At 68.9% G+C, this 21,001-nt stretch carries 23 protein-coding genes, 1 tRNA gene, 2 pseudogenes and 1 riboswitch; of the genes and pseudogenes, 14 read left to right on the top strand and 12 right to left on the bottom strand.

The annotated features are described in order from the left end of the window. The first annotated feature begins 6 nt into the window (after positions 1-6). The 6 genes from AO398_RS13610 to AO398_RS13585 all read left to right on the top strand — a co-directional run bounded on the left by AO398_RS13610 (position 7) and on the right by AO398_RS13585 (position 3,858). Entirely contained in the window at positions 7-483 is a 477-nt protein-coding gene (locus AO398_RS13610) for a hypothetical protein (protein WP_058192753.1), read from the top strand. A 122-nt stretch (positions 484-605) separates the two neighbouring features. Then, on the top strand, positions 606-1,301 hold the full coding sequence (locus tag AO398_RS13605) for a MotA/TolQ/ExbB proton channel family protein (protein WP_058192653.1): 696 nt from the start codon (positions 606-608) through the stop codon (positions 1,299-1,301). A 147-nt stretch (positions 1,302-1,448) separates the two neighbouring features. Beyond that, positions 1,449-1,922 (top strand): ExbD/TolR family protein, encoded by a 474-nt coding sequence (locus AO398_RS13600; protein ID WP_058192652.1) that lies wholly within the window; start codon positions 1,449-1,451, stop codon positions 1,920-1,922. A 4-nt stretch (positions 1,923-1,926) separates the two neighbouring features. Then, on the top strand, positions 1,927-2,913 hold the full coding sequence (locus AO398_RS13595; RefSeq protein ID WP_058192752.1) for an energy transducer TonB: 987 nt from the start codon (positions 1,927-1,929) through the stop codon (positions 2,911-2,913). 303 nt (positions 2,914-3,216) lie between these two features. Next, complete coding sequence (locus AO398_RS13590; protein WP_058192651.1) at positions 3,217-3,588, top strand: hypothetical protein; 372 nt, start codon at positions 3,217-3,219, stop codon at positions 3,586-3,588. 6 nt (positions 3,589-3,594) lie between these two features. Further along, positions 3,595-3,858, top strand: a complete 264-nt coding sequence (locus AO398_RS13585; RefSeq protein ID WP_058192650.1) for a BrnA antitoxin family protein — start codon at positions 3,595-3,597, stop codon at positions 3,856-3,858. A gap of 204 nt (positions 3,859-4,062) precedes the next feature. Here the strand turns inward: AO398_RS13585 and AO398_RS13580 are convergent, their stop codons facing one another. After that, positions 4,063-4,611: a formaldehyde-activating enzyme gene (locus tag AO398_RS13580; RefSeq protein WP_058192649.1), complete on the bottom strand. Its 549-nt coding sequence runs from the start codon at positions 4,609-4,611 to the stop codon at positions 4,063-4,065. A 367-nt stretch (positions 4,612-4,978) separates the two neighbouring features. On the opposite strand from AO398_RS13580, the pseudogene AO398_RS29800 reads away from it, so the two are divergent. The 3 genes and pseudogenes from AO398_RS29800 to AO398_RS13570 all read left to right on the top strand — a co-directional run. Continuing rightward, positions 4,979-5,113: pseudogene (locus AO398_RS29800) on the top strand (catalase); the annotation flags it as partial. Positions 5,114-5,247: 134 nt separating this feature from the next. Beyond that, positions 5,248-6,420 carry a zinc-dependent alcohol dehydrogenase gene (locus tag AO398_RS13575; RefSeq protein ID WP_058192648.1) on the top strand — a complete coding sequence of 391 codons (1,173 nt, stop codon included), beginning with the start codon at positions 5,248-5,250 and terminating at the stop codon, positions 6,418-6,420. Beyond that, positions 6,417-6,980: a hypothetical protein gene (locus tag AO398_RS13570; RefSeq protein ID WP_058192647.1), complete on the top strand. Its 564-nt coding sequence runs from the start codon at positions 6,417-6,419 to the stop codon at positions 6,978-6,980. The genes AO398_RS13575 and AO398_RS13570 overlap by 4 nt, the downstream gene beginning before the upstream one ends. Positions 6,981-6,991: 11 nt before the next feature. On the opposite strand, the gene AO398_RS13565 is transcribed toward AO398_RS13570, so the two are convergent. The 3 genes from AO398_RS13565 to AO398_RS13555 are packed head-to-tail and all read right to left on the bottom strand — an operon-like array spanning position 6,992 to position 8,735. After that, positions 6,992-7,465: a YaiI/YqxD family protein gene (locus AO398_RS13565; RefSeq protein ID WP_058192646.1), complete on the bottom strand. Its 474-nt coding sequence runs from the start codon at positions 7,463-7,465 to the stop codon at positions 6,992-6,994. After that, positions 7,462-7,665, bottom strand: a complete 204-nt coding sequence (locus AO398_RS13560) for a hypothetical protein (RefSeq protein ID WP_058192645.1) — start codon at positions 7,663-7,665, stop codon at positions 7,462-7,464. Before AO398_RS13560 ends, AO398_RS13565 begins: the two co-directional genes overlap by 4 nt. Further along, the gene (locus AO398_RS13555; protein WP_058192644.1) at positions 7,665-8,735 is read right to left on the bottom strand and encodes an adenylate/guanylate cyclase domain-containing protein; all 1,071 of its coding nucleotides are present in this window, start codon (positions 8,733-8,735) and stop codon (positions 7,665-7,667) included. Before AO398_RS13555 ends, AO398_RS13560 begins: the two co-directional genes overlap by 1 nt. Positions 8,736-9,015: 280 nt before the next feature. Here AO398_RS13555 and AO398_RS13550 point away from each other — a divergent pair, with 280 nt between their 5' ends. Then, positions 9,016-9,855 carry an aldo/keto reductase gene (locus AO398_RS13550; protein ID WP_058192643.1) on the top strand — a complete coding sequence of 280 codons (840 nt, stop codon included), beginning with the start codon at positions 9,016-9,018 and terminating at the stop codon, positions 9,853-9,855. A 99-nt stretch (positions 9,856-9,954) separates the two neighbouring features. Then, positions 9,955-10,401: a DMT family transporter gene (locus tag AO398_RS13545; protein ID WP_058192642.1), complete on the top strand. Its 447-nt coding sequence runs from the start codon at positions 9,955-9,957 to the stop codon at positions 10,399-10,401. A gap of 11 nt (positions 10,402-10,412) precedes the next feature. Here the strand turns inward: AO398_RS13545 and AO398_RS13540 are convergent, their stop codons facing one another. The 7 genes and pseudogenes from AO398_RS13540 to AO398_RS13505 form a co-directional block, all read right to left on the bottom strand. Continuing rightward, complete coding sequence (locus tag AO398_RS13540; protein ID WP_058192641.1) at positions 10,413-12,593, bottom strand: transglycosylase domain-containing protein; 2,181 nt, start codon at positions 12,591-12,593, stop codon at positions 10,413-10,415. Positions 12,594-12,735: 142 nt separating this feature from the next. Next, positions 12,736-13,110: a hypothetical protein gene (locus AO398_RS13535; RefSeq protein WP_058192640.1), complete on the bottom strand. Its 375-nt coding sequence runs from the start codon at positions 13,108-13,110 to the stop codon at positions 12,736-12,738. A 1,075-nt stretch (positions 13,111-14,185) separates the two neighbouring features. Further along, a pseudogene (locus AO398_RS27510) lies at positions 14,186-15,208 on the bottom strand (acyltransferase family protein); the annotation flags it as partial. A gap of 105 nt (positions 15,209-15,313) precedes the next feature. After that, positions 15,314-15,688: a restriction endonuclease gene (locus AO398_RS13520; protein ID WP_058192637.1), complete on the bottom strand. Its 375-nt coding sequence runs from the start codon at positions 15,686-15,688 to the stop codon at positions 15,314-15,316. Between the two features lie 22 nt (positions 15,689-15,710). Continuing rightward, the gene (locus AO398_RS13515; protein ID WP_058192636.1) at positions 15,711-16,550 is read right to left on the bottom strand and encodes an alpha/beta hydrolase; all 840 of its coding nucleotides are present in this window, start codon (positions 16,548-16,550) and stop codon (positions 15,711-15,713) included. A gap of 117 nt (positions 16,551-16,667) precedes the next feature. Further along, positions 16,668-17,012, bottom strand: a complete 345-nt coding sequence (locus AO398_RS13510; protein ID WP_058192635.1) for a hypothetical protein — start codon at positions 17,010-17,012, stop codon at positions 16,668-16,670. 2 nt (positions 17,013-17,014) lie between these two features. Then, on the bottom strand, positions 17,015-17,296 hold the full coding sequence (locus tag AO398_RS13505) for a DUF6516 family protein (protein ID WP_058192751.1): 282 nt from the start codon (positions 17,294-17,296) through the stop codon (positions 17,015-17,017). 210 nt (positions 17,297-17,506) lie between these two features. Next, positions 17,507-17,612, top strand: a riboswitch (TPP riboswitch). A 70-nt stretch (positions 17,613-17,682) separates the two neighbouring features. Here AO398_RS13505 and thiC point away from each other — a divergent pair. After that, positions 17,683-19,569, top strand: a complete 1,887-nt coding sequence (gene thiC, locus AO398_RS13500; protein WP_058192634.1) for a phosphomethylpyrimidine synthase ThiC — start codon at positions 17,683-17,685, stop codon at positions 19,567-19,569. A gap of 22 nt (positions 19,570-19,591) precedes the next feature. Here the strand turns inward: thiC and AO398_RS13495 are convergent, their stop codons facing one another. Then, on the bottom strand, positions 19,592-20,110 hold the full coding sequence (locus tag AO398_RS13495) for a hypothetical protein (RefSeq protein ID WP_058192633.1): 519 nt from the start codon (positions 20,108-20,110) through the stop codon (positions 19,592-19,594). Between the two features lie 254 nt (positions 20,111-20,364). Between AO398_RS13495 and AO398_RS13490 the strand changes: the two genes are divergently transcribed. Together AO398_RS13490 and AO398_RS13485 are read left to right on the top strand one after the other, a co-directional pair. Beyond that, a complete protein-coding gene (locus tag AO398_RS13490) occupies positions 20,365-20,700 on the top strand; it encodes a hypothetical protein (RefSeq protein ID WP_058192632.1) in 336 nt (111 codons plus the stop codon). Between the two features lie 184 nt (positions 20,701-20,884). Then, positions 20,885-20,959: transfer RNA gene (locus AO398_RS13485), tRNA-Gly, on the top strand. Positions 20,960-21,001: the final 42 nt, after the last annotated feature.

The raw sequence follows: 21,001 nt of genomic DNA, 5'->3' as shown, positions 1-21,001 counted from the left end.
CGGTTGGTGCTTGCCTTGAGCGTCCCCTTGTATCGCCGTCGGATCGGGCGGATCGCCCTCGACACCGCTGCCTGCTTGGCGCTCTCGGCGCTCCTGGTCGTCTCGGCACTGGCGCAGGACGTCGCGGCCGAGAAGACGCCGCTGAAGCTTCAGCTCAACAAGCTGGAGACCGCGGGCGAGGCCTGCCGGGTCACCCTGGTGGTCGACAATTCCAAGGGGACGGCCCTCAAATCCTATAAGGTCGACCTGTTCGCCTTCGATCCAGAGGGCGTCGCCCAGAAGCGCGTGGCCGTTGAGCTCGGCCCCCTGCCGGCTCGCAAGACCACCGTAAAGATCTTCGATTTCCCCGGCATCGCCTGCGGCAAGGTCGGCCGGGTTCTGCTGAACGATGTTTTGGCCTGTGACGGTGGCGACGCCGCCCGTGAGGTCTGCCTGGAGCGCACCGAGACTGAGTCCAAGGCCGGACCTGCCTTCGACCGCTGAGGTGGCCTGAAGGATCCTGAGACCACACCGCCCCGGTGCCGAATGTCGCCGGGCGGCCAGCGGCTTTCGCCGCACCTCGACATGACGGCGGCCCCTGGGCCGCATGACACTAGGAGCCCGCGATGGACCCGACACAAGCCCCGACCGAGGTCGTCCACGACTTCTCGTTCCTCGGCCTATTCCTGCAGGCCGACCCGATCGTGAAAGGCGTGATGATCCTGCTGGTGATCGCCTCGATCGCGTGCTGGACGGTGGTGTTCGAGAAGATCATCCGGCTCTCGGCCGCCCGGCGTCAGGCGAAGGCGTTCGAGACCCTGGTGCGCTCGGGCGGCAGCCTCGACGGCCAGCACAAGGGCCTGACCGGCCATGTCGTGAAGGCCGCCATCGATGCGTGGCGCGACCAGGATCCCACCGAGACCCGGGGCGAGCGGCGCGAGCGGATCGAGCGGGCCATGCGTGGCGCGCTGGGCCTCGAAGTGAAGCGCCTGCGCACCGGACTGTCGCTGCTCGCCACCTCGGGCTCCACTGCCCCGTTCGTCGGCCTCTTCGGCACGGTCTGGGGCATCATGAACTCGTTCTCGTCGATCGCGCGCAGCCAGGACACCTCGCTCGCGGTCGTCGCGCCGGGCATCGCGGAGGCCCTGTTCGCCACCGCCATCGGCCTCGTCGTGGCGATCCCCGCGGTGATGGCCTACAACAAGCTGGCGGGTGATATCGGCGGCATCCAAAGCTCCTTCACCGCCTACATCTCGCTACTGGGCGACCGCCTCGCCCGTGACCGGGCCGCAGCCGGGCACCATCGCGCAGCGGCCGAATAGGCGTTCGCCATCGCCAGGGTCCGTCGCCCCGCGATTGGGCCCAGTGCCAAACCCGTGATCTGACCCGCTCGCCATTGCCGCTTCGGCCCTGAGCGTTCCGACCCATGGCCCCAACGGGGCCGACCGCAACCAACCGGAGACGCCGCAATGGCGATGGCCTCGCCCCGCGCAAGCGACGACGACGACCACGACGACATGCCGATGTCCGACATCAACGTCACGCCGATGGTGGACGTGATGCTCGTCCTCTTGATCATCTTCATGGTCGCGGCGCCGCTGATGACCACCGGGGTGCCGGTGCAGCTGCCCAAGACCGCGGCGGCCAAGGTTGCTCAGTCGAAGAAGCCTCAGGAGGTGACGGTCGACAAGGACGGCAACCCGTCGATCGCCAAGGAGGTCTTCACCATGGACAGCCTCGTGCCGCGCCTGCGTGAGATGGCGGCCGCTGACAAGGATCAGGTCATCCTGGTGCGCGGCGACCGGGACGTGCCCTACGGCAAGATCATGCAGGTGATGGGCTTGGTCGGCCAGGCGGGCTTCACGAAGGTATCGCTGATCGCGCAATCGCCGGGTGGACCCGCCGCGGCAGCGCCGGCCGCTCCCGCAGAGACCGCCCGCTGAATCGATGAGCACGCTGACTTCGACGGATCTGCCGGCGGGCCCCGGCGAGCGCGGCCCCTCCGGGTTACTCGCCGCCTTCCTGGTCGCGTTCGCCCTACACGCGCTCGTTCTCGTGGCGGTGATGTTCTACCGGCTGACGCCGCCCGCCCCCCCCGGCGAGCAGCAGATCTCGATCGATTTGGCGCCGGTGATGACAGATGCGGCGACCGAGGCGCCTTCCGAGCAGCAGATGAGCCAGGCGGCCCCTCCGGAGGCCAAGCCGGTGGAGTTGCCGCCCGATGAGGCCGTGCAGCCGCCGCCCCCGGAGATGACCGAGGTCACGCCGGACGAGACTCAGGCCGTCGTGGAGCCGCCCCAGGAAGCCGTCCCGGTGGAGGCCCAGAGCGAGGTGATCACCTCGTCCTCCGAGACCGCCGAGCCGTTGGCGCCGCCGCCGACCGAGGTGGCCAAGACCGAAGAGCCGCCGAAACCGACGCCGGATCCGGCGAAGATCAAGGCCGAGCGCGAGGCCAAGCTTCGCAAGATCCGCGAAGAGAAGCTGCGCGAGCAGAAGCGCGAGGAGCGACTCGAGGAGATTCGCGAAGCGAAGCTGAAAGCGGCCCGCGAAGCCAAGGCGAAGCAAGCGAAGGCGCAGCAGGGCGCGGAGGCGCGTAATTCGGCCTCGGCCTCGCGCCAGAATGCGGCCGGTCGCGCCGCCGCGGGCAGCGATCCGAGCGCGCTGCGCCAATGGACCGGTGCGATCAGCGCAGCGATCCACGGGCGGATGAACCCGGGCGTCGCCGCCGGCACCGCCGGGGGCACCGCCATGGTCCGGTTCACCGTGATGCGCTCGGGGGCGGTGACGGGGGCCGGCCTCGCCCGGTCCAGCGGCGTCGGCCAGATCGACAGCGCCGCCTTGGCGGCGGTGCGGGGCTCTACGCGGCCGGCGCCCCCCGGGGTGACGCAACCGAGCCTTTCGGTCACGATCCCGCTCAACTATCGCGTGCGGTAAGCAGGAATAAGCGCCGCACCACGAGGCAGAGCCGCCGACCTCGATTGAACAGGCGTCTCTGGATCCGGGACGAATACGTTACGCTGTCCTGCGGCTTCGACATGCCGGATTCGCCATCCGCCCCGCTTGCGTGCTAGTGATCTTGTGATCATGGCCTCGAGCAGTCGTCGCAGGACGGCGTGGCGGGGCGGATCTTCCGGCCTTGCCCCTCCACCCCTCGAACAGGCCGGACCCGCTCCAGACGCCGATCCCGCGCCCGACGCGCAGGATCCGGTGCCGCTGGGCCGGGGCGAAAGGCACAGGATGAGCGACGAGACTGAAACCGACCTCGACGAGGCCGAGGATATCCGCGACGCGGAAGCGGAAGCCAAGACCCGGGCCGACAACCGCGCCGAGCGGGCGGAACGCGCCGAGCGCATGGCCCGCGAGGGCGCGCAGGCGATGGCCGAGCATCACGCCTCGATCAAGGCGATTGACGAGCGCACGCTGAAGCTCCGCTCCCTGCGCCTGGCCAAGGAGGCCGCCGAGGCCGAGACCAAGGCCGCGGAGGCTCAGACCAAGGCTGCAGACGCGCAGGCCAAGGCAGCCGAGAAGGCCGCCAAGGCCGCGGCCAAGAGTGCCGGCAAGGGGACCGCCAAGAAGGCGGCGCCCAAGAAAGCTGCCGCGAAGGACTGAGGGCCGATGGCCGACGATCGCAACCGCCGCCGATTCACCGATCCGCGCACGGCAGCCGAGGCGGCTTTCAAAGCCGCCACGACTGCCAAGCCCGCCGCCGCACCGGTAGCACCAGCGGCGCCGCGCCCGAGTGCGGTTCCAGGTGCACGGGAAATGGTCACGCTGCGTCTCGACAGCGCCGTGCTGGCCCATTTCCAGAAGGATGGGCCGGGCTGGCAGGACCGCGTCAACGACGCGCTGAAGGCGCTGGTACCTGCGTCAGAGGATTGAGGCCGGCTCATCCGGGTTCCAGCCCCGATCGTCCGGGACGCGCTCAGTGCCACCGCCTCGGTCGGCGCGCCGGCTTTTGCCGAACTGGGATCTGCGTGGTGGGGAAGCGCATCGCGGCTCCGCCCCACGTTTGTTCGCAAAGGACAGACATGACGGCCCGCGCTCTGGCACGGGCCGTTTGCATATGAATGCTAAGTCCCTGGATCAGATCTTACCTTCAAGACCCATCGTGTAATATTTGTGCACGATCTTGTCTTGGTTCTCCAGCAGCCAATCAATCGACGGCTCATTGGTCATGGCCTTGCGGATTGCTTCGGTCATACCCTTCCGCTGGATCTCGAACAACGCCTTGTGGTCGACCGTCTCGGCCTGGATCACGCCCGGGCTGAGCCACACCGAGCAGATGATGCCGAGGTCGTTGGCCTTTTCCTTGGGGATGTAGCCCGCCCGTACGGCATCGAGGACGCCGTTGGCGATGGCGAACTGCACTGTGCCCATGAGAATCGACGTGTACTTGCTCTCGGTCACGCTGACCTTGGAGACGCACAGCGTCACCGGGCGGACCATGATGTCGGTGTTGAGCAGCGCGAAGACGCGGCTGTGACCGACAACCTGGTCGCCAGTCAGCGTCGCGATCGCGGTACCAACGGGCCCGTCGAGCTCACCGATGATGACCTCCGGCTCGGATGCCGTGTTGGGTGGGCCACCCGCCACAAGGGCTTCGCCGGCGCGGAGGATGATACGTTCACTCATAACGGTAGGCTCCTAAAGGGCGGCACCGGAAGGTCGACGCGGCCCGCAGCATGGATATCGACTGGATGATCGTCTTGGGTTCGCGCAACGTGTTCCGTGACGCCCCCGGCCAGCGACGCGTCCTCTAACACGGGGGCGGCCACCGGGCGGCGCCTCATCACCGTGCCCTGCGCTCCTATGCACACGCTGCGCGGGCCCGCGTAGGGGCGTGTCATCAAGCGAAGGGCGATCCCGGGGGACCAGCCCCGACCAAACGGCGGCCGTTCCGTTGATGATGGAACGTCGGAATGTCTTTTCCGAACTGCCGGGTAGACCCTCCGCGGGGACCAAGAGGTCGTGACACCGAGCGGTCGATGATCGGTGTCTTGGCCGCTGGACCGAAGGTTCGTCCCTCGACGGCAAGGGCCAATACTGCATCGTCCAGAACCGGCCGATGGGCCAGGAGCCCGTGCTGGGTCCGGCACGACCGGCCAGCGCGGCCCAGTCCGAGCAGATCGGCTGAGCCCGGGGTGCTTCGAGACCGGTGCGCAGCCCGGACCCGGAGCGCCGTTCTGCCGTAGCGACAGAACAATCCTCGCGAGCGTCGGTTGGTATCAAGACAACCAATCGTGGAATGGCAGCCGAAAGGTTACGCCCATGAAGGCACTCGTCTGGCACGGCACCCGGGACATCCGCTGCGACACCGTCCCGGATCCTGTGATCGAGGAAGGCCGCGATGCCATCATCAAGGTCACGAGCTGCGCGATCTGCGGCTCCGACCTGCATCTTTACGATCACTTCATGCCCGGCATGAAGTCCGGCGACATCCTCGGCCACGAGGCGATGGGCGAGGTCGTGGAGGTCGGCAAGGACAACACGGCGCTCAAGGTCGGCGACCGGATCGTCGTGCCGTTCACCATTACCTGCGGCCAGTGCGAGCAGTGCCGGCGTGGCAATTTCTCGGTCTGCGAGCGATCCAACCGCAACAAGGCGCTCGGCGACACCGCCTTCGGGCACACCACCGCGGGCCTGTTCGGCTATACCCACCTGACCGGAGGCTATGCCGGCGGTCAGGCCGAGTATCTCCGCGTACCGTTCGCGGACTCGACCCACGTCAAGGTGCCCGACGGCATCTCCGACGAAAAACTCCTGTTCCTGTCGGACGTGTTCCCGACCGGCTGGCAGGGCGCGGTCCAATGCGACATCCAACCCACCGACACGGTGGCGATCTGGGGCTGCGGCGCCGTCGGCCAGATGGCGATCCGCTCGGCGCTGCTGCTCGGCGCGAAGCGCGTGATCGCCATCGACCGGGTCCCCGAGCGCCTGCAGATGGCCGAGGCCGGCGGGGCCGAGGTGATCGACTACAACACGGAATCCAACATCGTCGGCCGCTTGAACGACATGACGGACGGCAATGGCCCGGAGAAGTGCATCGACGCAGTCGGGCTCGAAGCGCATGCGATGGGGGCCGTCGATGCCGTCTACGATCGTGCCAAGCAGGCGATGCTGCTGGAAACGGACCGCGCCCACGTGCTCCGCCAGATGATCATGGTCTGCCGGCCGGCGGGCGTGCTCTCGGTGCCTGGCGTGTATGGCGGCCTGATCGACAAGTTCCCGATCGGCGCGCTGATGAACAAGGGTCTGACCGTCCGCACGGGTCAGACGCACGTCAACCGCTGGACCCGCGACCTGCTGCGGCGGATCGAGGACGGGCAGATCGACCCGTCCTTCGTCATCACCCATACCATCGGACTCGAGGACGGGCCGGAGATGTACCGGGTCTTCCGGGACAAGCAGGACGGCTGCATCAAGGTGGTGATCCGGCCATGAGCACCAGACAGCAACCGCTTGCACCCCGCGGCGCTCCGGGCGGGGGCGCCGCGACCCGGCACGACGAACTGGCCCGCAGTCTCGGCTGGTTCTCGATCGGCCTCGGACTCCTGGAATTGACGGCGGCGCGCGGTCTGTGCCGAGCGCTCGGTCTCCGCGGCCGCGAGACGCTGATCCGGGCCTACGGCATCCGCGAGGTAGCAACTGGCGTCGCGATCCTCACGAGTCACGACCCGACGCCCTGGATCCTCGGCCGGGTCGGTGGCGATGTCATCGACCTCGCGACGCTGGCTACCGGCTTCGAAGACGACAACCCGAAGACGATCAACCTCGCCGCCGCCGCCGCCGCGGTGGCGGGCGTGACGGTTCTCGACGTGATCTGCGCGCAGGGGTTGATCGGCCAGAAGCGCCTCTCGCCCCCGGGAGCCTTCGATTACAGCACTCGAAGCGGCTTCCCCCGGCCCGCGCGGACCATGCGGGGGGCAGCCTCCGACTTCGAGCCACCGGCCGATTTCCGCATCCCCGAGCCGCTGCGCCCTTGGCCGCCCGACAGGATGTAGATCCCCCCGGTCTAGGGACGCTCGCGCAGGATCCGGTTCACAGCCCGGTCCAGCCCTGAGAGGAACGACGAGCGGTCGGCCCGGGAGAAGGGCGGCGGGCCGCCCGTGATCGTGCCAGCCTCCCGCAGGGACTGCATCAGGTCGCGGGTCGCCAGCGTCATGCCGATCGAGGCTTCGCTGAACGGCTTGCCGGTGAAGGCCAGTACGGTGGCGCCCGCCTTCACGCAGCGGGCGGCGAGCGGCACGTCGGCGGTGAGCACGATGCTGCCGCGGCCGGCGCGCTCGGCGATCCAGTCATCGGCGGCGTCCAGCGCCGCGCCGACCACGACGCGCACGATCCAGGGTTCCCGCGGCAGGTTCAGCACGCTGTTGGCCACGACGTAGACCGTGAGGCCGTAGCGCGCGGCGACCCGATAGGTCTCGTCCTTCACCGGGCAGGCATCGGCATCGAGGTAGATCGGTGGCCGGGTCTCCTCCGCGCTCATCGCCGGGGCACCAGCTTGGAGACGAAGCCCGCCAGGATCAGCAGTGCCCCGAGGGCGAACTGCCAGCGCTGGATATCGCCGCCGATCGAGTGAACGACCGCACGTCCGATCACGAACAGGCCGATCAGGGGCAGCCCGAAACGCAACGCCAGCTTGACGACCAGCAAAACGGTCCAGGGGCCGGTCTCGGTGGAGGCCATCAGCGCGCCGCGACCCGACGGGGAACCGGCTCGTCGGCGATCCCAGTATCGGCGGCGCCGCGCTCCAGCGTCGCCACCGCGAGTGGCGCGCCACGGCCGCGCAGCGCATGCGCCCCCAGCGAGCGCGCCCGCACGCCCTGTGGCAGGCGCGGCAGACGGCTCAGCAGGTCCTGCGAGATCAGGATGCCGACGCCAAGCGGGCGGCACAGGGCCTCGATCCGCGAGGTGACGTTCACGGCATCCCCGAAATACGCGATCTTGTGGCGGTCGACGCCGACTTCCGCGGTGACCACCGAGCCGCCATGGAGCGCCGCGCGCAGCTTCGGCACCGTGCCGAACCGGGCGGTCCAGGCGACCACGTCGGACTCGATCCGGTCGATGACGTCGAATACGCAGGTGACGCAGCGGGCATCCTTCAGGCCACGGCTCATCGGCCAGGTGATCATGGCGAGGTCGCCGATATAGTCGTCCACCGAGCCGCCGTTGCGGCGCACCGGCTCGGCCAGGGTGGCGAAAACCGCGCTGAGATATTCCTGGGCTCGCAGGTCGCCATGGGTCTCCGCGAAGGCGGTCGACCCGACGACGTCGAGGAACAGGAAGATCCGCTCCTCCGCGACCGGCTTGTGATAGCGGCCGATCATGAAGTTCACGAAGATCTCGCCTCCGACGAGGTCGCGCATCCGGATCACGAAGACGAGGAGGCCGGCCACCGCCAGGGCGTAGGCGAGGACCCGGGCGGTCATCCGCGTCGCGACGGCGAGTTCGTCGCCGGTGAGGCCGAGGCTCCAGACGATCAGGCCGCCCAGCGCGTTGCCCGCGACAATCATCAGCACGTAGGCGAGTTCCGCCGCGATGACGTAGAGCCAGGCCGGCAGCCGCCGGATCCGCGCTTGCAGCCCCGCCAGGATCAGCCCGCGGTCGAAGGCCAGCACCGTGGCGCCCATGCACAGCCCGTAGGTCAAGCCGGCGAGCGGCGCGGCGGCATCCGCGAAGATGACGTTGTAGAGCAACCCCGCGCCGGCAGCGGCGAGCAGGATCAGACCCCAGAACACCCGGTGGGCCGGCAGCATCAGCGCGTCTCCCACAGGGCCGGCGCGGTCCACCGCGGCCCAGGCTTGGCAGGCCCCCTGGCGGCCTCGTTGAGCGCGGCGTGAGACACTGGACTAAAGTTTCGCACCGGAGCGGCGACGACCCATTGCTCATTCCCCCAAGATGGCGCGAGTAAGGCGCGGCGGACGTTCGGCCCTGCGGATGGCGGCGCCCTCCTGCCCCTGCGGAGGCCGGGTGGGCTCGGATCCGCATGCCGGCCGAGACATAAAAAGCCATCGCGGCGAGGAAGGGAGCGCTGCCATGTACGCCAGGAGCTTCGGGGCGACGCGCGTTTCGGTGCCGGTGATCGGCCAGGGCACGTGGCACATCGACGGCTCGGACCGGGCCGACACCGTGCGCGCCCTGCGGGCCGGCATCGATGCCGGCATGACCCATATCGATACCGCCGAGATGTACGGCGACGCCGAGGCGATCGTGGCCGAGGCGATCGCGGATGGCCGCGAGGAGGTGTTCCTCGTCTCGAAGGTGGTCCCGGGCAACGCCACCCGCCGGGGCGTCGTGCGGTCCTGCGAGGCCTCCCTCCGCCGGCTCAGGACCGACCGGCTCGACAGCTACCTTCTGCACTGGCCCGGCCAGCATCCCCTCGCCGAGACGATCGCGGGGTTCGAGGACCTGCGCCGGGACGGCAAGATCCTGTCCTGGGGACTGAGCAACTTCGACGTCGACGACCTCGACCGGGTGCTGGCCATCGCCGGTCCGGACCGGATCGCCTGCAACCAAGTCCTCTACCATCTCAACGAGCGGGCGATCGAGCACGCGGTGCTGCCCTGGTGCGAGACGCACGGGGTCGCGATGGTCGGCTATTCGCCGTTCGGCAGCGGCGATTTCCCCGACCCGGCCAGCGCCGGCGGCCGCGTCCTCGACGGCATCGCCCGCGCCCACGGCACCACCCCCTACGCGGTGGCCCTGGCTTTCCTGACGCGCCTGCCCGGCACCTTCACGATCCCCAAGACAGGCCGCCCCGCCCGGGCGATCGAGAATGCCGGCGCGGCCGACCTGCATCTCGGCCCGGCCGAACTCGCCATGATCGACGCGCATTTCCCGCGGGGGCCGCGTCCGCGGATGCTGCCGATGCTGTGAGGGACGGACGGAGCCGGCATCGTTAGACGTTGTGGCGAAGGTCGCGGAACGCGATACGGCGGGCGTAATGCCAGCACCACCCGAAAGCACCCGCCCTTCATGCTGAAGCTCCTCCTCCCCGCGGCGCTCGCCCTCACGGCGGGCGTCAGCATCGTCATCCAGCAGGCGCTGAACGCCAATCTGCGCACGGCCCTCAACTCGTCGGCGTTGTCGGGCGTCGTGAGCTTCACGGCCGGGGTGGCCTGCATGGTCGTCTTCGCCCTCGTGGCCCGCGACCCGATCCCGTCCGCCGGGGTGCTGGCGCGGATCCCCTGGTGGGCGTGGAGCGGCGGGATGTTCGGGGCGATCTTCATCGGCCTCGGGATCGTGCTCGTCCCGCAGCTCGGGGCCGGAACCTTCCTGGCGCTCCTCGTCACCGGCCAGATGCTGGCGTCGGTGACATTCGACCATTACGGCTGGCTCGGCTTGACCCAAAGGCCGATCGACCTGCCCCGCGCGCTCGGCGTCGCGCTCCTGATCGGCGGCGTCATCCTGATCCGGCGCTGAGCCGGACCGGCTTACTCCCCGATCCCGAACAGCTTCTCGACGAAGTTGCGGTCGTCCTTGGCAGGCGCCCGGCGCGCCGGAGCCTGCTGGCGGGGCGCCTGGGCGGCCGGATCGCCGAAGATCTGGCCCAGGATGTCCGTCGGGGCGCTCGGCGCCGCGCTCGCCACCGAGGCGGTGGTCTCGGGCGGCGGCTTGCGCCAGCGGTTCAGACCGGGCAGCGGCACCGGGTTCTGACCCTTCAGCGCCTGGGTCATGTAGGTCTTCCAGATCTCCGCCGGCAGGTTGCCGCCGGTGACCTTCTTGGTCAGCTCGCCATCGTCGTTGCCGAGCCAGATCCCGGTGACGAGGGTGCCCGAATAACCGATGAACCAGGCGTCGCGGAAATCCTGGGTGGTGCCGGTCTTGCCCGCGAGCTCCCAGCCCGGGATGTCGGCTTTCTTGGCGGTGCCCGACACGAAGGTCTCGTGCATCATCGCGTTCATCATGCCGTCGGCGTTGGCGTCGATGACCCGGCCGAGGCCGTTGTCGGAACGCTTGTACAGCATCTTGCCGGCGGCGCTCTTCACGGAGGTGACCACGTAGGGGATCACGCCGGTGCCGCCGTTGGCAAAGGCCCCGTAGGCCCCAACCATCTCCAACAGGGTCACCTCCGAGGTGCCGAGCGCGATCGAGCCGTTGGCCTGGAGCGGCGAGGTGATGCCGAGGCGCTGGGCCGTCTGAACCACGGTCTTCGGACCCACCTCCTGGCCGAGCCGCACCGCCACCGTGTTGAGCGAATGCGCCAACGCCGTGCGCAGGGTGACCGGGCCCTCGTAGCGGTGGGAGTAGTTCTCCGGCGCCCAGGTGCCGATCCGGATCGGCGCGTCGTCCTTCACGGTTTCGGGCGTCGCCCCGTGCTCCACGGCGGCGAGGTAGACGAACGGCTTGAACGAGGAGCCGGGCTGGCGCTTGGCCGTGGTCGCCCGGTTGAACTGGCTCTGCGCGTAATCGCGCCCGCCGATCAGCGCGCGGATCGCCCCGTCGGGCCGCATCGAGACTAGGGCGCCCTGGCCGACGTTGAACCGCGTGCCCTTGGCGTTCAGCTCGTCGGTGAGCGCCTTCTCGGCGAGCCCCTGCAGGCCGGTGTCGACGGTGGTCTGGACCGTGATGTCGGTGTCGAACTTGCCGACGTAATCGTCGAGCACGTCCATCACGAGGTCGGCGACGTAGTTGGCCGAGCCGCCGCCGCGGGCGTTGGCGGGCCGGGCCGGCTGGGCGAGCGCCACCTTGGCGTCCTGCGCCGGCACGAAGCCGAGCTCCTGCATGGCGGCCAGCACCTGCGCGGCGCGGGCCTGGGCGGCGGGCAGGTTGCGGTTGGGGGCCAGCCGCGAAGGCGCCTGAACGAGGCCGCCGAGCATCGCCGCCTGGGCCAGCGACACCTCCTTGGCGGGCTTGCCGAAATAGCGCTGCGCCGCGGCCTCGACGCCGTAGGCGCCGGCGCCGAAATAGACGCGGTTCAGGTACAGTTCGAGGATCTCGTCCTTGCTGTACTTGTGCTCCAGCCACAGGGCGAGGATCGCTTCCTGGATCTTGCGCGAGGCGGAGCGCTCAGGCGTCAGGAACAGGTTCTTGGCGAGCTGCTGGGTGAGCGTCGAGCCGCCCTGCGCGACGCCGCGCCGGGTCAGGTTCTGGCCGATCGCCCGGAGGATGCCCACCGGATCGACGCCGAAATGCTGGTAGAAGCGCCGGTCCTCGATCGCCACGAAGGCGCGGGGCAGATAGGGCGGCAGCTCCTTGATCGAGACCACCCGGCCGCCGGTCTCGCCCCGGTTGGCAAGCAGCGAGCCGTCGCTCGCCAGGATGGCGATGTTGGGCGGACGCTTGGGCACCGCGAGTTGGTCGATCGGCGGCAGCTGCGAGGCGTGGTAGGCGATGAGGCCGGCGATGCCGATCACCGCCCACAGGCCGAGCACAACGGTGCCGTAGACGATCCGGCCGAGCCACGACCGCCGACGCCGGCCGGACTTTTTCTGGGTCCGGCGTGCCGTCGTCTTGGCCGGGGGCCGCGCCGTCTCGTCCGCTCGCTTGCCCACACGTTCTCCTGTCCCGGCCCGGTCGTCCCGAGACAGGCGCAGGTCGAGTTCGCCGCGATCCCGGACGCGCCCTTCCGGCACGTCGAAATTCGGCTCCATCCTGCCCCGACCCTTGGCCATGCATCCCGTCTTCGAACGATCCGACACCGACGCGCGCGTGCGTTGCGGTGCAACCGCGTTTCCGCACGCTAAATGCGGCGGTTTAAGGGGTCGTTAGCGTTCCATTCAGCACCCGAACCGGGTGGACGGATGGGCCAGGGCCTCAACCCGTGGCTGTCGGATCCTGGCCCAGCACCCGCCGCGCCTCGGCGAGCAGAACCGGATGCCGGACCGATTGGGGTCCGGAATCGGGGGTCTCGCGGCCGAGCCGGGCGATGCGCGATTTGAACAGGCGCCGGCGCAGGCCGAACCGGCCGATGCTGGCATTCAGCGCCAGCAGGACGGTCCGCACCGCCTCGGTGCGCTCGCGCTCCTCCACGATCTCCGCCTTCAGCATGGCCTCGCGTTTCAGGGCCGCATCGAGTTCGAGTCGCACGACAGCCCGGCTCGCCTCGTCCCGGCGCGCGGTCTCGAGCTGGAGCCGGCATTCCTGCAGCGCGCTGAGGATCATGAGCTCCTGCGCCGACGCATCCCGCATGGATTCCTCCCGGCGCGCCAGTCCCGGTGGACAACCCGGCGCGCGCCCGATCCCTGTCACACAAACGTCGGTCCCGGCCTGCGACCGCGTGCGGACCATCACGGGTTCGCCATACCGGGGCTGAGCCCTAGCCGGAAGCCACCGCGCCGCGATATCGAGGCCGCGATCATCGGCGAGAGAGGGATCGACGACGTGCGTTGCAGGATTGCCGTGGCCCTGGGGGGCTTCTTGCTTGGTTCAGTTCAGGTCGGGCCGGCATCGGCGCGGGTCGAGCAACTCGACACGGTGAACCTGGTGGCCTGCGCCCAGGATGGCGGCGTCTGCCGGATGCCCTACCCCACGAACGTCTATTACGGCGTGCCCGGCAAAACCAACGGTCGCCCCTTTCCACAGGGCGGGATGGTCCCCTGCAACAGCCAGACCTTCGGCGATCCCGCCCCTGGCCAGCCGAAGAGCTGCTGGTACGCGCCGCGCCTGAGCGAGACCCGCGGCGGCGGAATCGCCCCCCGGGACCGAAACGACGATTACGACGACCGCCGACGTGACGATTACCGCGAGCGCGACGAGTACCGCTACGGCCGCGATTACGACCGCCCGCGGCCGCGCCGGTCCTACGATGACGATTACGACGCCCCGCCGCGGCGCAGCTATCGGGACGATCGGGACGAATATTGATCGTTCGAGGGTGATACCAGTCGCACCCCCATATCCGGGCTGTTAACCACCCTCCGGCATCGTCCAATCCGCGAGCCGTGGCGTCGCGAGCCGGGTGGAGATTGCGATGACGGAGGATCGCCGCGGGGCATTCCGGAAGAATGCCTTCACGTTCGGGACGTTGCTGCTCGCCTGCGGCGAGGTCAGCTGCCTGGTCTGGGACGCGACCGAGACGGGCGCCCAGATCGAGGTCGAGGGCGATCAAGCGGTGCCGGACCGCTTCCCGATCCGCCTCACGGACGGGGCCGATCCGCGACCGGCCGCAGTGGCGTGGCGGAAAAGTCGCCGGATCGGCGTCGCCTTCGAGGGCTGACGTCCTTCGTCCGAGCGAGGCCAGGGTCGAGCGCGGGCGTGGCCCGGCCACCAGCCGGAACAGCTTGGGGCGCACGAACAGCAGCTTGAGCGGCGTGTTCCGCACCATCCGTTCCAGCGCCAGCGGCAGCAGCAGGGCGGCAGCCATCACGATCAGACCGGCGAGGCCGATATCCGTGACAAGCTCGGTGAGGATCAGGATTTCGCGGGTCGCGGCCATCGGCAGCGAGAAGGCGAGATAGATGACGATCGAGCGCCGGCCACAGGTCCGCAGGCCCTCGGCCACGCCGCCGCCCGCCCGTTCGATCAGGGCCGCCATGACCACGATCGCCAGGGCGCCGGCCGCCCCGAGGGCAAGGCTGACCAGCGGCAGGCTGGCGAGCGTCGGGTAGACCGGGCTGCCGGTCTGCGTCAGGGCGAGCCAGCCTTCCAGGAAAGCCCAGGCGACGAGACCGGAGAGCGCGAGGCCGGCATGCCGGCGCGCCCCATCGGCCAGAGCGAAGATCCGACCCGCGAACAGGTAGCCTGCCACGAAGTAGACGTAGCGGCCGCAGAACTCCTCGATCAAAGTCGCATCGCTGCGGATGTCGGCGATCTGCAGGAGCGCTGCACCGCCGAGCAACAGCGCCGCGGGGCATCGGCGCAGGGCCTTGGTGACCACAGAGAACACGGCCAGCAGGTAGACGAACCACAGGCTGGAATACGGCTCGACCAGCGCATGGGCGAGATGGGCGGCGAACGCCCCGGGCCCGGCGTCGCCGACGATGCTGCCGTAGCGGGCCGCCGACTGGATCACGAGCCAGAGCAGGTAGAAATACGCGAAATGCACCACCCGGCGGTCGGCGAACAGGCGCCAGTCGCGGTCGATGACCCGGCCCAGGAACAGGCCGGACAAGAGGAAGAAATCCGGGATCCGAAACGGCTTTGCGAAGGCCACCACCGGGTGGAGGAACCCCTCCCCGCCCATCGCGACGCCGGTGCCGATGGCGGAATGCATCATCACCACCAAAAGGATGCAGATCCCCTTGGCGACATCCACCCAGGCCAGCCGCCCGTCCCCTGCCCCACCCATCGTCCAACTCCGCGATCGAGGTGAGTGTGGAGCGGCAAGGTTAGCGGGGATGCGTGCCCGGCTGCGGAACCTGCGGACGTGCTGAGCGCCGGGTAAACGGCCGGCTCAATCCCGGCGCCGCCCGGCCCGGCGGTCGCGGGTCATGCGGGTGGCGGCGTGGAAATCATCGGGCTTGCCACGGATCCAAATCAGGAAGCGCGCAATCTCCGGATCGGTCCGCAGGGCGTCGACATCGGCAAGCCGCTTGGCGATCTCGGCCTCGCTGTAGCGGGCATGAATCGCCGAATGGCAGATCTGGTGCAGCCGCACCGTGCCCTGATGGGTCCCGCCCTTCAGCTTCGGCGTCAGATGGTGAAGGCTGGAGCGGGCGCGCGGCGGGATCGGCCGCCCGCAGAGTGGACAGACCGGATCCGCCCGGGGGGCGGCGCCCGGCATATCCGGGTCGTCGGCATTCCAGCGCCGGGAGCGGCGTCCGACCAAGCGATCCCTCCTTCCATCCCGATCAGGGCACAACGCCGTCCGCCGCGAGACAGGCCGGCCCGACGCGCCCGCGAAACGCCGCCTCGGCCTCGCGGTCCCGGATCCCGAAGATCGAGACGTGGTCGCCCGGGACCAGCTCGAACCGCGCCCGGGGGCCCGCCGCCGCCGCCAGCGCCCGGGCGAGCTTCGCCGGCACCACCGGGTCGTCGGTGCCCTGAACGATCAGGACGGGCTCGGTTCCGCCGCGGATTCGCCGGTCCGAGCGGAAGGTGTCGCGCAGGAGCCAGGGCGGGGCCAACGGGACATGCAGCCGCACGGCGTGGGTGAGCGAATCGAACGGCGCTTCGAGATAGAGACCGATCGAGGACACGCGCCCAGCCATCGCCACCGCCACCGCGGCGCCGAGGGAATGGCCATGCAGCAGGATCGGCGCCCCCGAGGCGCGTTCCATCGCGGCTGCCACCGCCGCCATCCCGTCGCGGATCAGCCCGGCCTCGCTCGGCGAACCCGTCGAGCCGGGATAGCCACGATAGGCCGGCGCCAAGACGCCCCACCCCGCCCTCCGCCAGGGATCGGCGACGAAGCGGGCGGCATGCGGCTCGGGCCGGGAGCCGTTACCGTGGAAGCTGACCACCACCCCGCATCCCGGACGCGGCGGCCGCCACAGGGCGAAGAGCCGCTCGCCATCCGCGGTGGTCAGGGTGATCGCCTCGGTCCCGGGCGGCGCGAACCGGTCGCGGGCCGGCTCACCCGCCCAGGCCGCGCCCGGATAGATCAACCGCCGCTGGAACACCGCGAGGGCCACGAGCGCGGCCAGATAGACCAGGACCACGCCGGCCAGCACCAGGAGCAGGATGCGCATTTTTTGAAGATTGGGTTGAAAGACCTTGATAGCTGCGTTTCGCTGGCCTGAGGAGGCGAGGCCGATTGGTGGCCGGGCAGCCCCAATCCTATCGCGCGCGCTCAATCAGGCTGTGCATCAAGCCGCCTTCCGGATCGTGAAGTCGACATGCACGGTGTCGTAGGGAAACACGATCCGCCCGTCCTCTGTACGATCCAGGACGCCCGCGTTCAGGAGCGCATGCACGTCGCCATGCGTGTTCTTGACGTCGCGATCCAGCAAGCGCGCCACGGCCCGCAGCGACATCGGTTCCTGCCCGGCCAGAATCCGGATCAGCTCCCAGCGGCGGGGCGTCAGGACGGTCCACAACCGCTCGACCGTCGGAAACGAGATGAAGGCGCCCTGCTCCTCGCCGCGGAAAGCCGCCAGCGCCCGGACAGTGCTGTCTTCGATGGTGGAGACACCGATGGTCACGGTCTTCATGGTCATCTCCAGGATGCGACATCAGCCCAGAAGTCCGCCATCAGGGCCTCTGGGCTTGTAAAGGTGTAAGGCACTTCCCGCTCGCCGATATGCTTGTGGTCGCCCTTCCCGGCCTCGTTGTCGTAGCGGAGCACGCAAGCACCCTCGACCACGAAAGCGAGCCGATACTTGAAGCCGTGGGCGCTTCCACGAACCGGAGACGGCACCCTCCAAACGACCAGTTCGGCGAACGACCGATCGGCCGTGACCTCGATCCGTTCCATGAACAGCAGTGTGGCGTCCATGACGTTGGCGAGAATGCCAACGGACCAGGTCGTTGGCAAGCGTGCCAACAGGCATTCGGAGAGGAGCTTTCCCACATCCCGGCAGCGGTGATCCGATCCCGGCGGCGGGCCGCGCGGTGGTCCGCCCCGCTACCATGCCGAACCGCGCGATCCTGTCAGCCCCGCCCCGCACCACAGCATTGACAAACCCTCTGCCGCGGCCGAGTCTTGAACCGTTCCGAGGGGGGCCCTGTAGTGGGCTGAGATTGGGCACGCTGCCCTGACCCTTGAACCTGATCCGGCTCATACCGGCGGAGGGACGGGAACCTGCGGCTGCACGCGTGCGGCCGGATCTCATCTCAGCCATCGCGTGGTCCGGAGCGCTCCAACACGAGGAGAGGCCCACGATGAACGCACCCGTTCTCCCCAAGGACGTGAAAGGCAGCCCGGAGACCGTGACCACGGGTCCGGTCACCGGATCGCGCAAGGTCTATGCGAGCCCGGCCGGGCGGTCGGACATCCGCGTGCCCTATCGCGAGATCGTCCTGTCCGATCCGAAAGAGGAGCCGGTGCGGGTCTACGATCCGTCGGGCCCCTACACCGAGACCGACGCGCGCATCGATCTCACCGAGGGCCTGCCCGGCGTGCGCGAGCCCTGGATCGCGGCACGCGGCTACACCGCGGTCGAGCCCCGCGCGGTCAAGCCCGAGGATAACGGCTTCGCCGGCGACAAGCTCGTGGCCCCCTGCCCGGCTGCCCGCACGATCCGTAAGGCTGGCCCCGGCCAGATGGTGACGCAGTACGAGTTCGCGCGGGCCGGGATCATCACAGAGGAAATGATCTACGTCGCCCACCGCGAAAACGCCTGCCGCGACGCGATGCTGGCGGGTGCCGAGGCCACGCTCGCCGACGGCCAAAGCTTCGGCGCCTCGGTGCCGCCGTTCATCACCCCCGAATTCGTCCGCGACGAGATCGCCCGCGGCCGGGCGATCATCCCGGCTAACATCAACCACACCGAGCTTGAGCCGATGGCGATCGGCCGGAATTTTCTGGTCAAGATCAACGCCAATATCGGCAACTCGGCCGTCACCTCGTCTGCGGCGGAAGAGGTCGAGAAGTTGGTCTGGTCGATCCGCTGGGGCGCCGACACGGTCATGGACCTGTCCACCGGCCGCAACATCCACAACATCCGCTCGTGGATCATCCGCAACAGCCCGGTGCCGATCGGAACCGTGCCGATCTACCAGGCGCTCGAGAAGGTCGGTGGCGATCCGCTCAAGCTCGACTGGGAGGTGTTCAAGGACACCCTGATTGAACAGGCCGAGCAGGGCATCGACTACTTCACCATCCATGCCGGCGTGCGGCTGGCCCACGTGCCGCTCACCGCCCGCCGCGTCACCGGCATCGTCTCGCGCGGCGGCTCGATCATGGCGCGCTGGTGCCTCGCCGGGCACCGGGAATCGTTCCTGTATGAGCATTTCGACGAGATTTGCGACATCATGCGGGCCTACGACGTGTCGTTCTCGCTCGGCGACGGCCTGCGCCCGGGCTCGATCGCCGACGCCAACGACGCGGCCCAGTTCGGCGAGCTGGAGACGCTCGGCGAGCTCACGAAGGTGGCCTGGGACAAGGGCTGCCAAGTGATGATCGAGGGCCCCGGCCACGTGCCGATGCACAAGATCAAGGTCAACATGGAGAAGCAGCTGAGGGAATGCGGCGAGGCGCCGTTCTACACCCTCGGCCCGCTGACCACGGACATCGCCCCCGGCTACGACCACATCACCTCGGGGATCGGCGCCGCGATGATCGGCTGGTTCGGCACCGCGATGCTCTGCTACGTCACCCCGAAGGAGCATCTCGGCCTGCCCGACCGGGACGACGTGAAGACCGGCGTGATCACCTACAAGATCGCCGCCCACGCCGCCGATCTCGCCAAGGGCCACCCGGCCGCCCAGCTGCGCGACGATGCGCTCAGCCGCGCCCGGTTCGACTTCCGCTGGGAGGACCAGTTCAATCTGGGCCTCGATCCGGATACGGCCCGCCGCTACCACGACGAGACCCTGCCCAAGGACGCCCACAAGGTCGCGCATTTCTGCTCGATGTGCGGACCAAAATTCTGCTCGATGAAGATCACGCAGGATCTCCGCGCCGAGGTTCTGGCCATGGAGGAGGCCGGCGCGGTGATCGGCGCCGCGTCTGCGATGTCCAAGGCGGAGGCCGAGGCCGGCATGCGGGCGAAGTCGCAGGAATTTCTGGCCGAGGGCGGCAAGCTCTACGTCGACGCCGCCGAGTGAGCGCGCGGCACGCCCCGTCCGGTCAGGACGTGGGCGTGCCGCATCCGGCGCCGCCCCCGCGCGGCGCCGTGATCGAGATCGCCGAATCGGGCTCGGCTCCGTAGGCATCGTAGAGCGCGGCCAGCATCAGATCCGCAGCGATGCCGAGATTCGGAGGGTCTCCAAGGAAGATCGTGCGGGAAAAATTCTTCCGGGGGTCCTCCTGGACGTAATGGAGAGCGCGCAACGCGGCCTGCGACTGCGCGTCGAGCTCGAAGGCAGGGCTGCCGTACGCCCCCGACGAGGCTTCGCACAGCATCTCCGTGTCGAAGGGCTGGAAGATGCACTGAACGTAATGCATCGGCCGATCGCGCAGCGCGACGACGATGAAGCGGTCGCGCGACGTTTCGACCGGGCCGCGCCGATGGATCCTCTCAAGGCGCGCCACGACCTCGCAGCGATGCTGCAGAAAGAACGCCTCCCGCGGCGACAGCCCTGGGCGCGCCTGCGGACTGGCCGGAGCGGCGGCGCGGAGAGCTGTGGTCACGATCACGGCCGCCATACGGATCCGGCGCATGAATACCTCCCGACGCACGCCTCCGCCGGTGGTGCGGCGGCAGTCGTGAGCCTCCGCCCCTCGCGAAGCGCGACCTGAGCGACCAGAAGAATCGTAAGTTCGCGCTTCTTAGGTAACAGGATCTTCATCGCGAGTCCGGCCGCGGCTCGGCCATCCCCTGCGCTGGGGGGCGCCATTAACGAGCTGTTAGGCCGCAGATCCGCTGAATCCCCCAATCACAGGATCGTAGGAGATCAGCCATGGATATCCGTCCGCTGAATGCGACGACGCCGGGGCCACAGGGTCTCGACGCCCTCGCGGCGACCACGACGTCGGCCGTCACGCAGGAAACCGCGCCGGCGCAGGCCGCAACGCCACCGCTGGAGCCGGCGGTAAAGCTCGACATCGCCCCAACCGGCGACAAGGCACGCTACATCCAGGATCCGGATACCAGCGCGATCGTGTTCCAGGTGGTCGATCCGAACTCGGGCAACGTGGTGGAGCAGCTCCCGAGCGAGACGGCCCTCCGCAACCGAGCCTACGACGCCGCCCGCGAATCGCACGCTGCCGCGGGCAATCTGTCTCGGATCGCCTGAGCGCGCACACCCGGACCTTTTGGCGGCCGCACCCGTCCCGCAGGCGCCGCGATCCCGTCGATACCGAAAACGCCGTTTGACGCCGTTGCCGCCCGGCTGTTAGATCGCTCCCGTACACGGGCGCACGGAGCCCCAGCGAAGCCACGGCCTCGCTGGCGCAGACACCACCGCACCGTTCGTGTCCGCGGGCGTAGTTCAGTGGTAGAACGTCAGCTTCCCAAGCTGAATGTCGTCGGTTCGATCCCGATCGCCCGCTCCAATTCCTCTCATTATACTCGTCGATCCGATCTTTCCCGGAAGC

The organism is Methylobacterium sp. GXS13 (assembly GCF_001455965.1).
Classification (GTDB): Bacteria; Pseudomonadota; Alphaproteobacteria; order Rhizobiales; family Beijerinckiaceae; genus Methylobacterium.
Note: the sequence above shows the minus strand (reverse complement) of the source record. Positions and strands in the feature narration are given on the sequence as shown.

Bases quoted from the DNA above. Each gene is read 5' to 3' on its own strand.
- AO398_RS13595 (WP_058192752.1), top strand. From the start codon at position 1,927: ATGAGCACGCTGACTTCGACGGATCTGCCGGCGGGCCCCGGCGAGCGC.
- AO398_RS13600 (WP_058192652.1), top strand. From the start codon at position 1,449: ATGGCGATGGCCTCGCCCCGCGCAAGCGACGACGACGACCACGACGAC.
- AO398_RS13510 (WP_058192635.1), bottom strand. From the start codon at position 17,012: ATGAAGACCGTGACCATCGGTGTCTCCACCATCGAAGACAGCACTGTC.
- AO398_RS13505 (WP_058192751.1), bottom strand. From the start codon at position 17,296: ATGGACGCCACACTGCTGTTCATGGAACGGATCGAGGTCACGGCCGAT.
- AO398_RS13570 (WP_058192647.1), top strand. From the start codon at position 6,417: ATGAGCACCAGACAGCAACCGCTTGCACCCCGCGGCGCTCCGGGCGGG.
- AO398_RS13605 (WP_058192653.1), top strand. From the start codon at position 606: ATGGACCCGACACAAGCCCCGACCGAGGTCGTCCACGACTTCTCGTTC.
- AO398_RS13560 (WP_058192645.1), bottom strand. From the start codon at position 7,665: ATGGCCTCCACCGAGACCGGCCCCTGGACCGTTTTGCTGGTCGTCAAG.
- AO398_RS13545 (WP_058192642.1), top strand. From the start codon at position 9,955: ATGCTGAAGCTCCTCCTCCCCGCGGCGCTCGCCCTCACGGCGGGCGTC.
- AO398_RS13535 (WP_058192640.1), bottom strand. From the start codon at position 13,110: ATGCGGGATGCGTCGGCGCAGGAGCTCATGATCCTCAGCGCGCTGCAG.
- AO398_RS13585 (WP_058192650.1), top strand. From the start codon at position 3,595: ATGGCCGACGATCGCAACCGCCGCCGATTCACCGATCCGCGCACGGCA.
- AO398_RS13580 (WP_058192649.1), bottom strand. From the start codon at position 4,611: ATGAGTGAACGTATCATCCTCCGCGCCGGCGAAGCCCTTGTGGCGGGT.
- AO398_RS13555 (WP_058192644.1), bottom strand. From the start codon at position 8,735: ATGCTGCCGGCCCACCGGGTGTTCTGGGGTCTGATCCTGCTCGCCGCT.
- AO398_RS13590 (WP_058192651.1), top strand. From the start codon at position 3,217: ATGAGCGACGAGACTGAAACCGACCTCGACGAGGCCGAGGATATCCGC.
- AO398_RS13515 (WP_058192636.1), bottom strand. From the start codon at position 16,550: ATGCGCATCCTGCTCCTGGTGCTGGCCGGCGTGGTCCTGGTCTATCTG.
- AO398_RS13565 (WP_058192646.1), bottom strand. From the start codon at position 7,465: ATGAGCGCGGAGGAGACCCGGCCACCGATCTACCTCGATGCCGATGCC.
- AO398_RS13495 (WP_058192633.1), bottom strand. From the start codon at position 20,110: ATGGCGGCCGTGATCGTGACCACAGCTCTCCGCGCCGCCGCTCCGGCC.
- AO398_RS13550 (WP_058192643.1), top strand. From the start codon at position 9,016: ATGTACGCCAGGAGCTTCGGGGCGACGCGCGTTTCGGTGCCGGTGATC.
- AO398_RS13540 (WP_058192641.1), bottom strand. From the start codon at position 12,593: ATGGCCAAGGGTCGGGGCAGGATGGAGCCGAATTTCGACGTGCCGGAA.
- AO398_RS13490 (WP_058192632.1), top strand. From the start codon at position 20,365: ATGGATATCCGTCCGCTGAATGCGACGACGCCGGGGCCACAGGGTCTC.
- thiC (WP_058192634.1), top strand. From the start codon at position 17,683: ATGAACGCACCCGTTCTCCCCAAGGACGTGAAAGGCAGCCCGGAGACC.
- AO398_RS13575 (WP_058192648.1), top strand. From the start codon at position 5,248: ATGAAGGCACTCGTCTGGCACGGCACCCGGGACATCCGCTGCGACACC.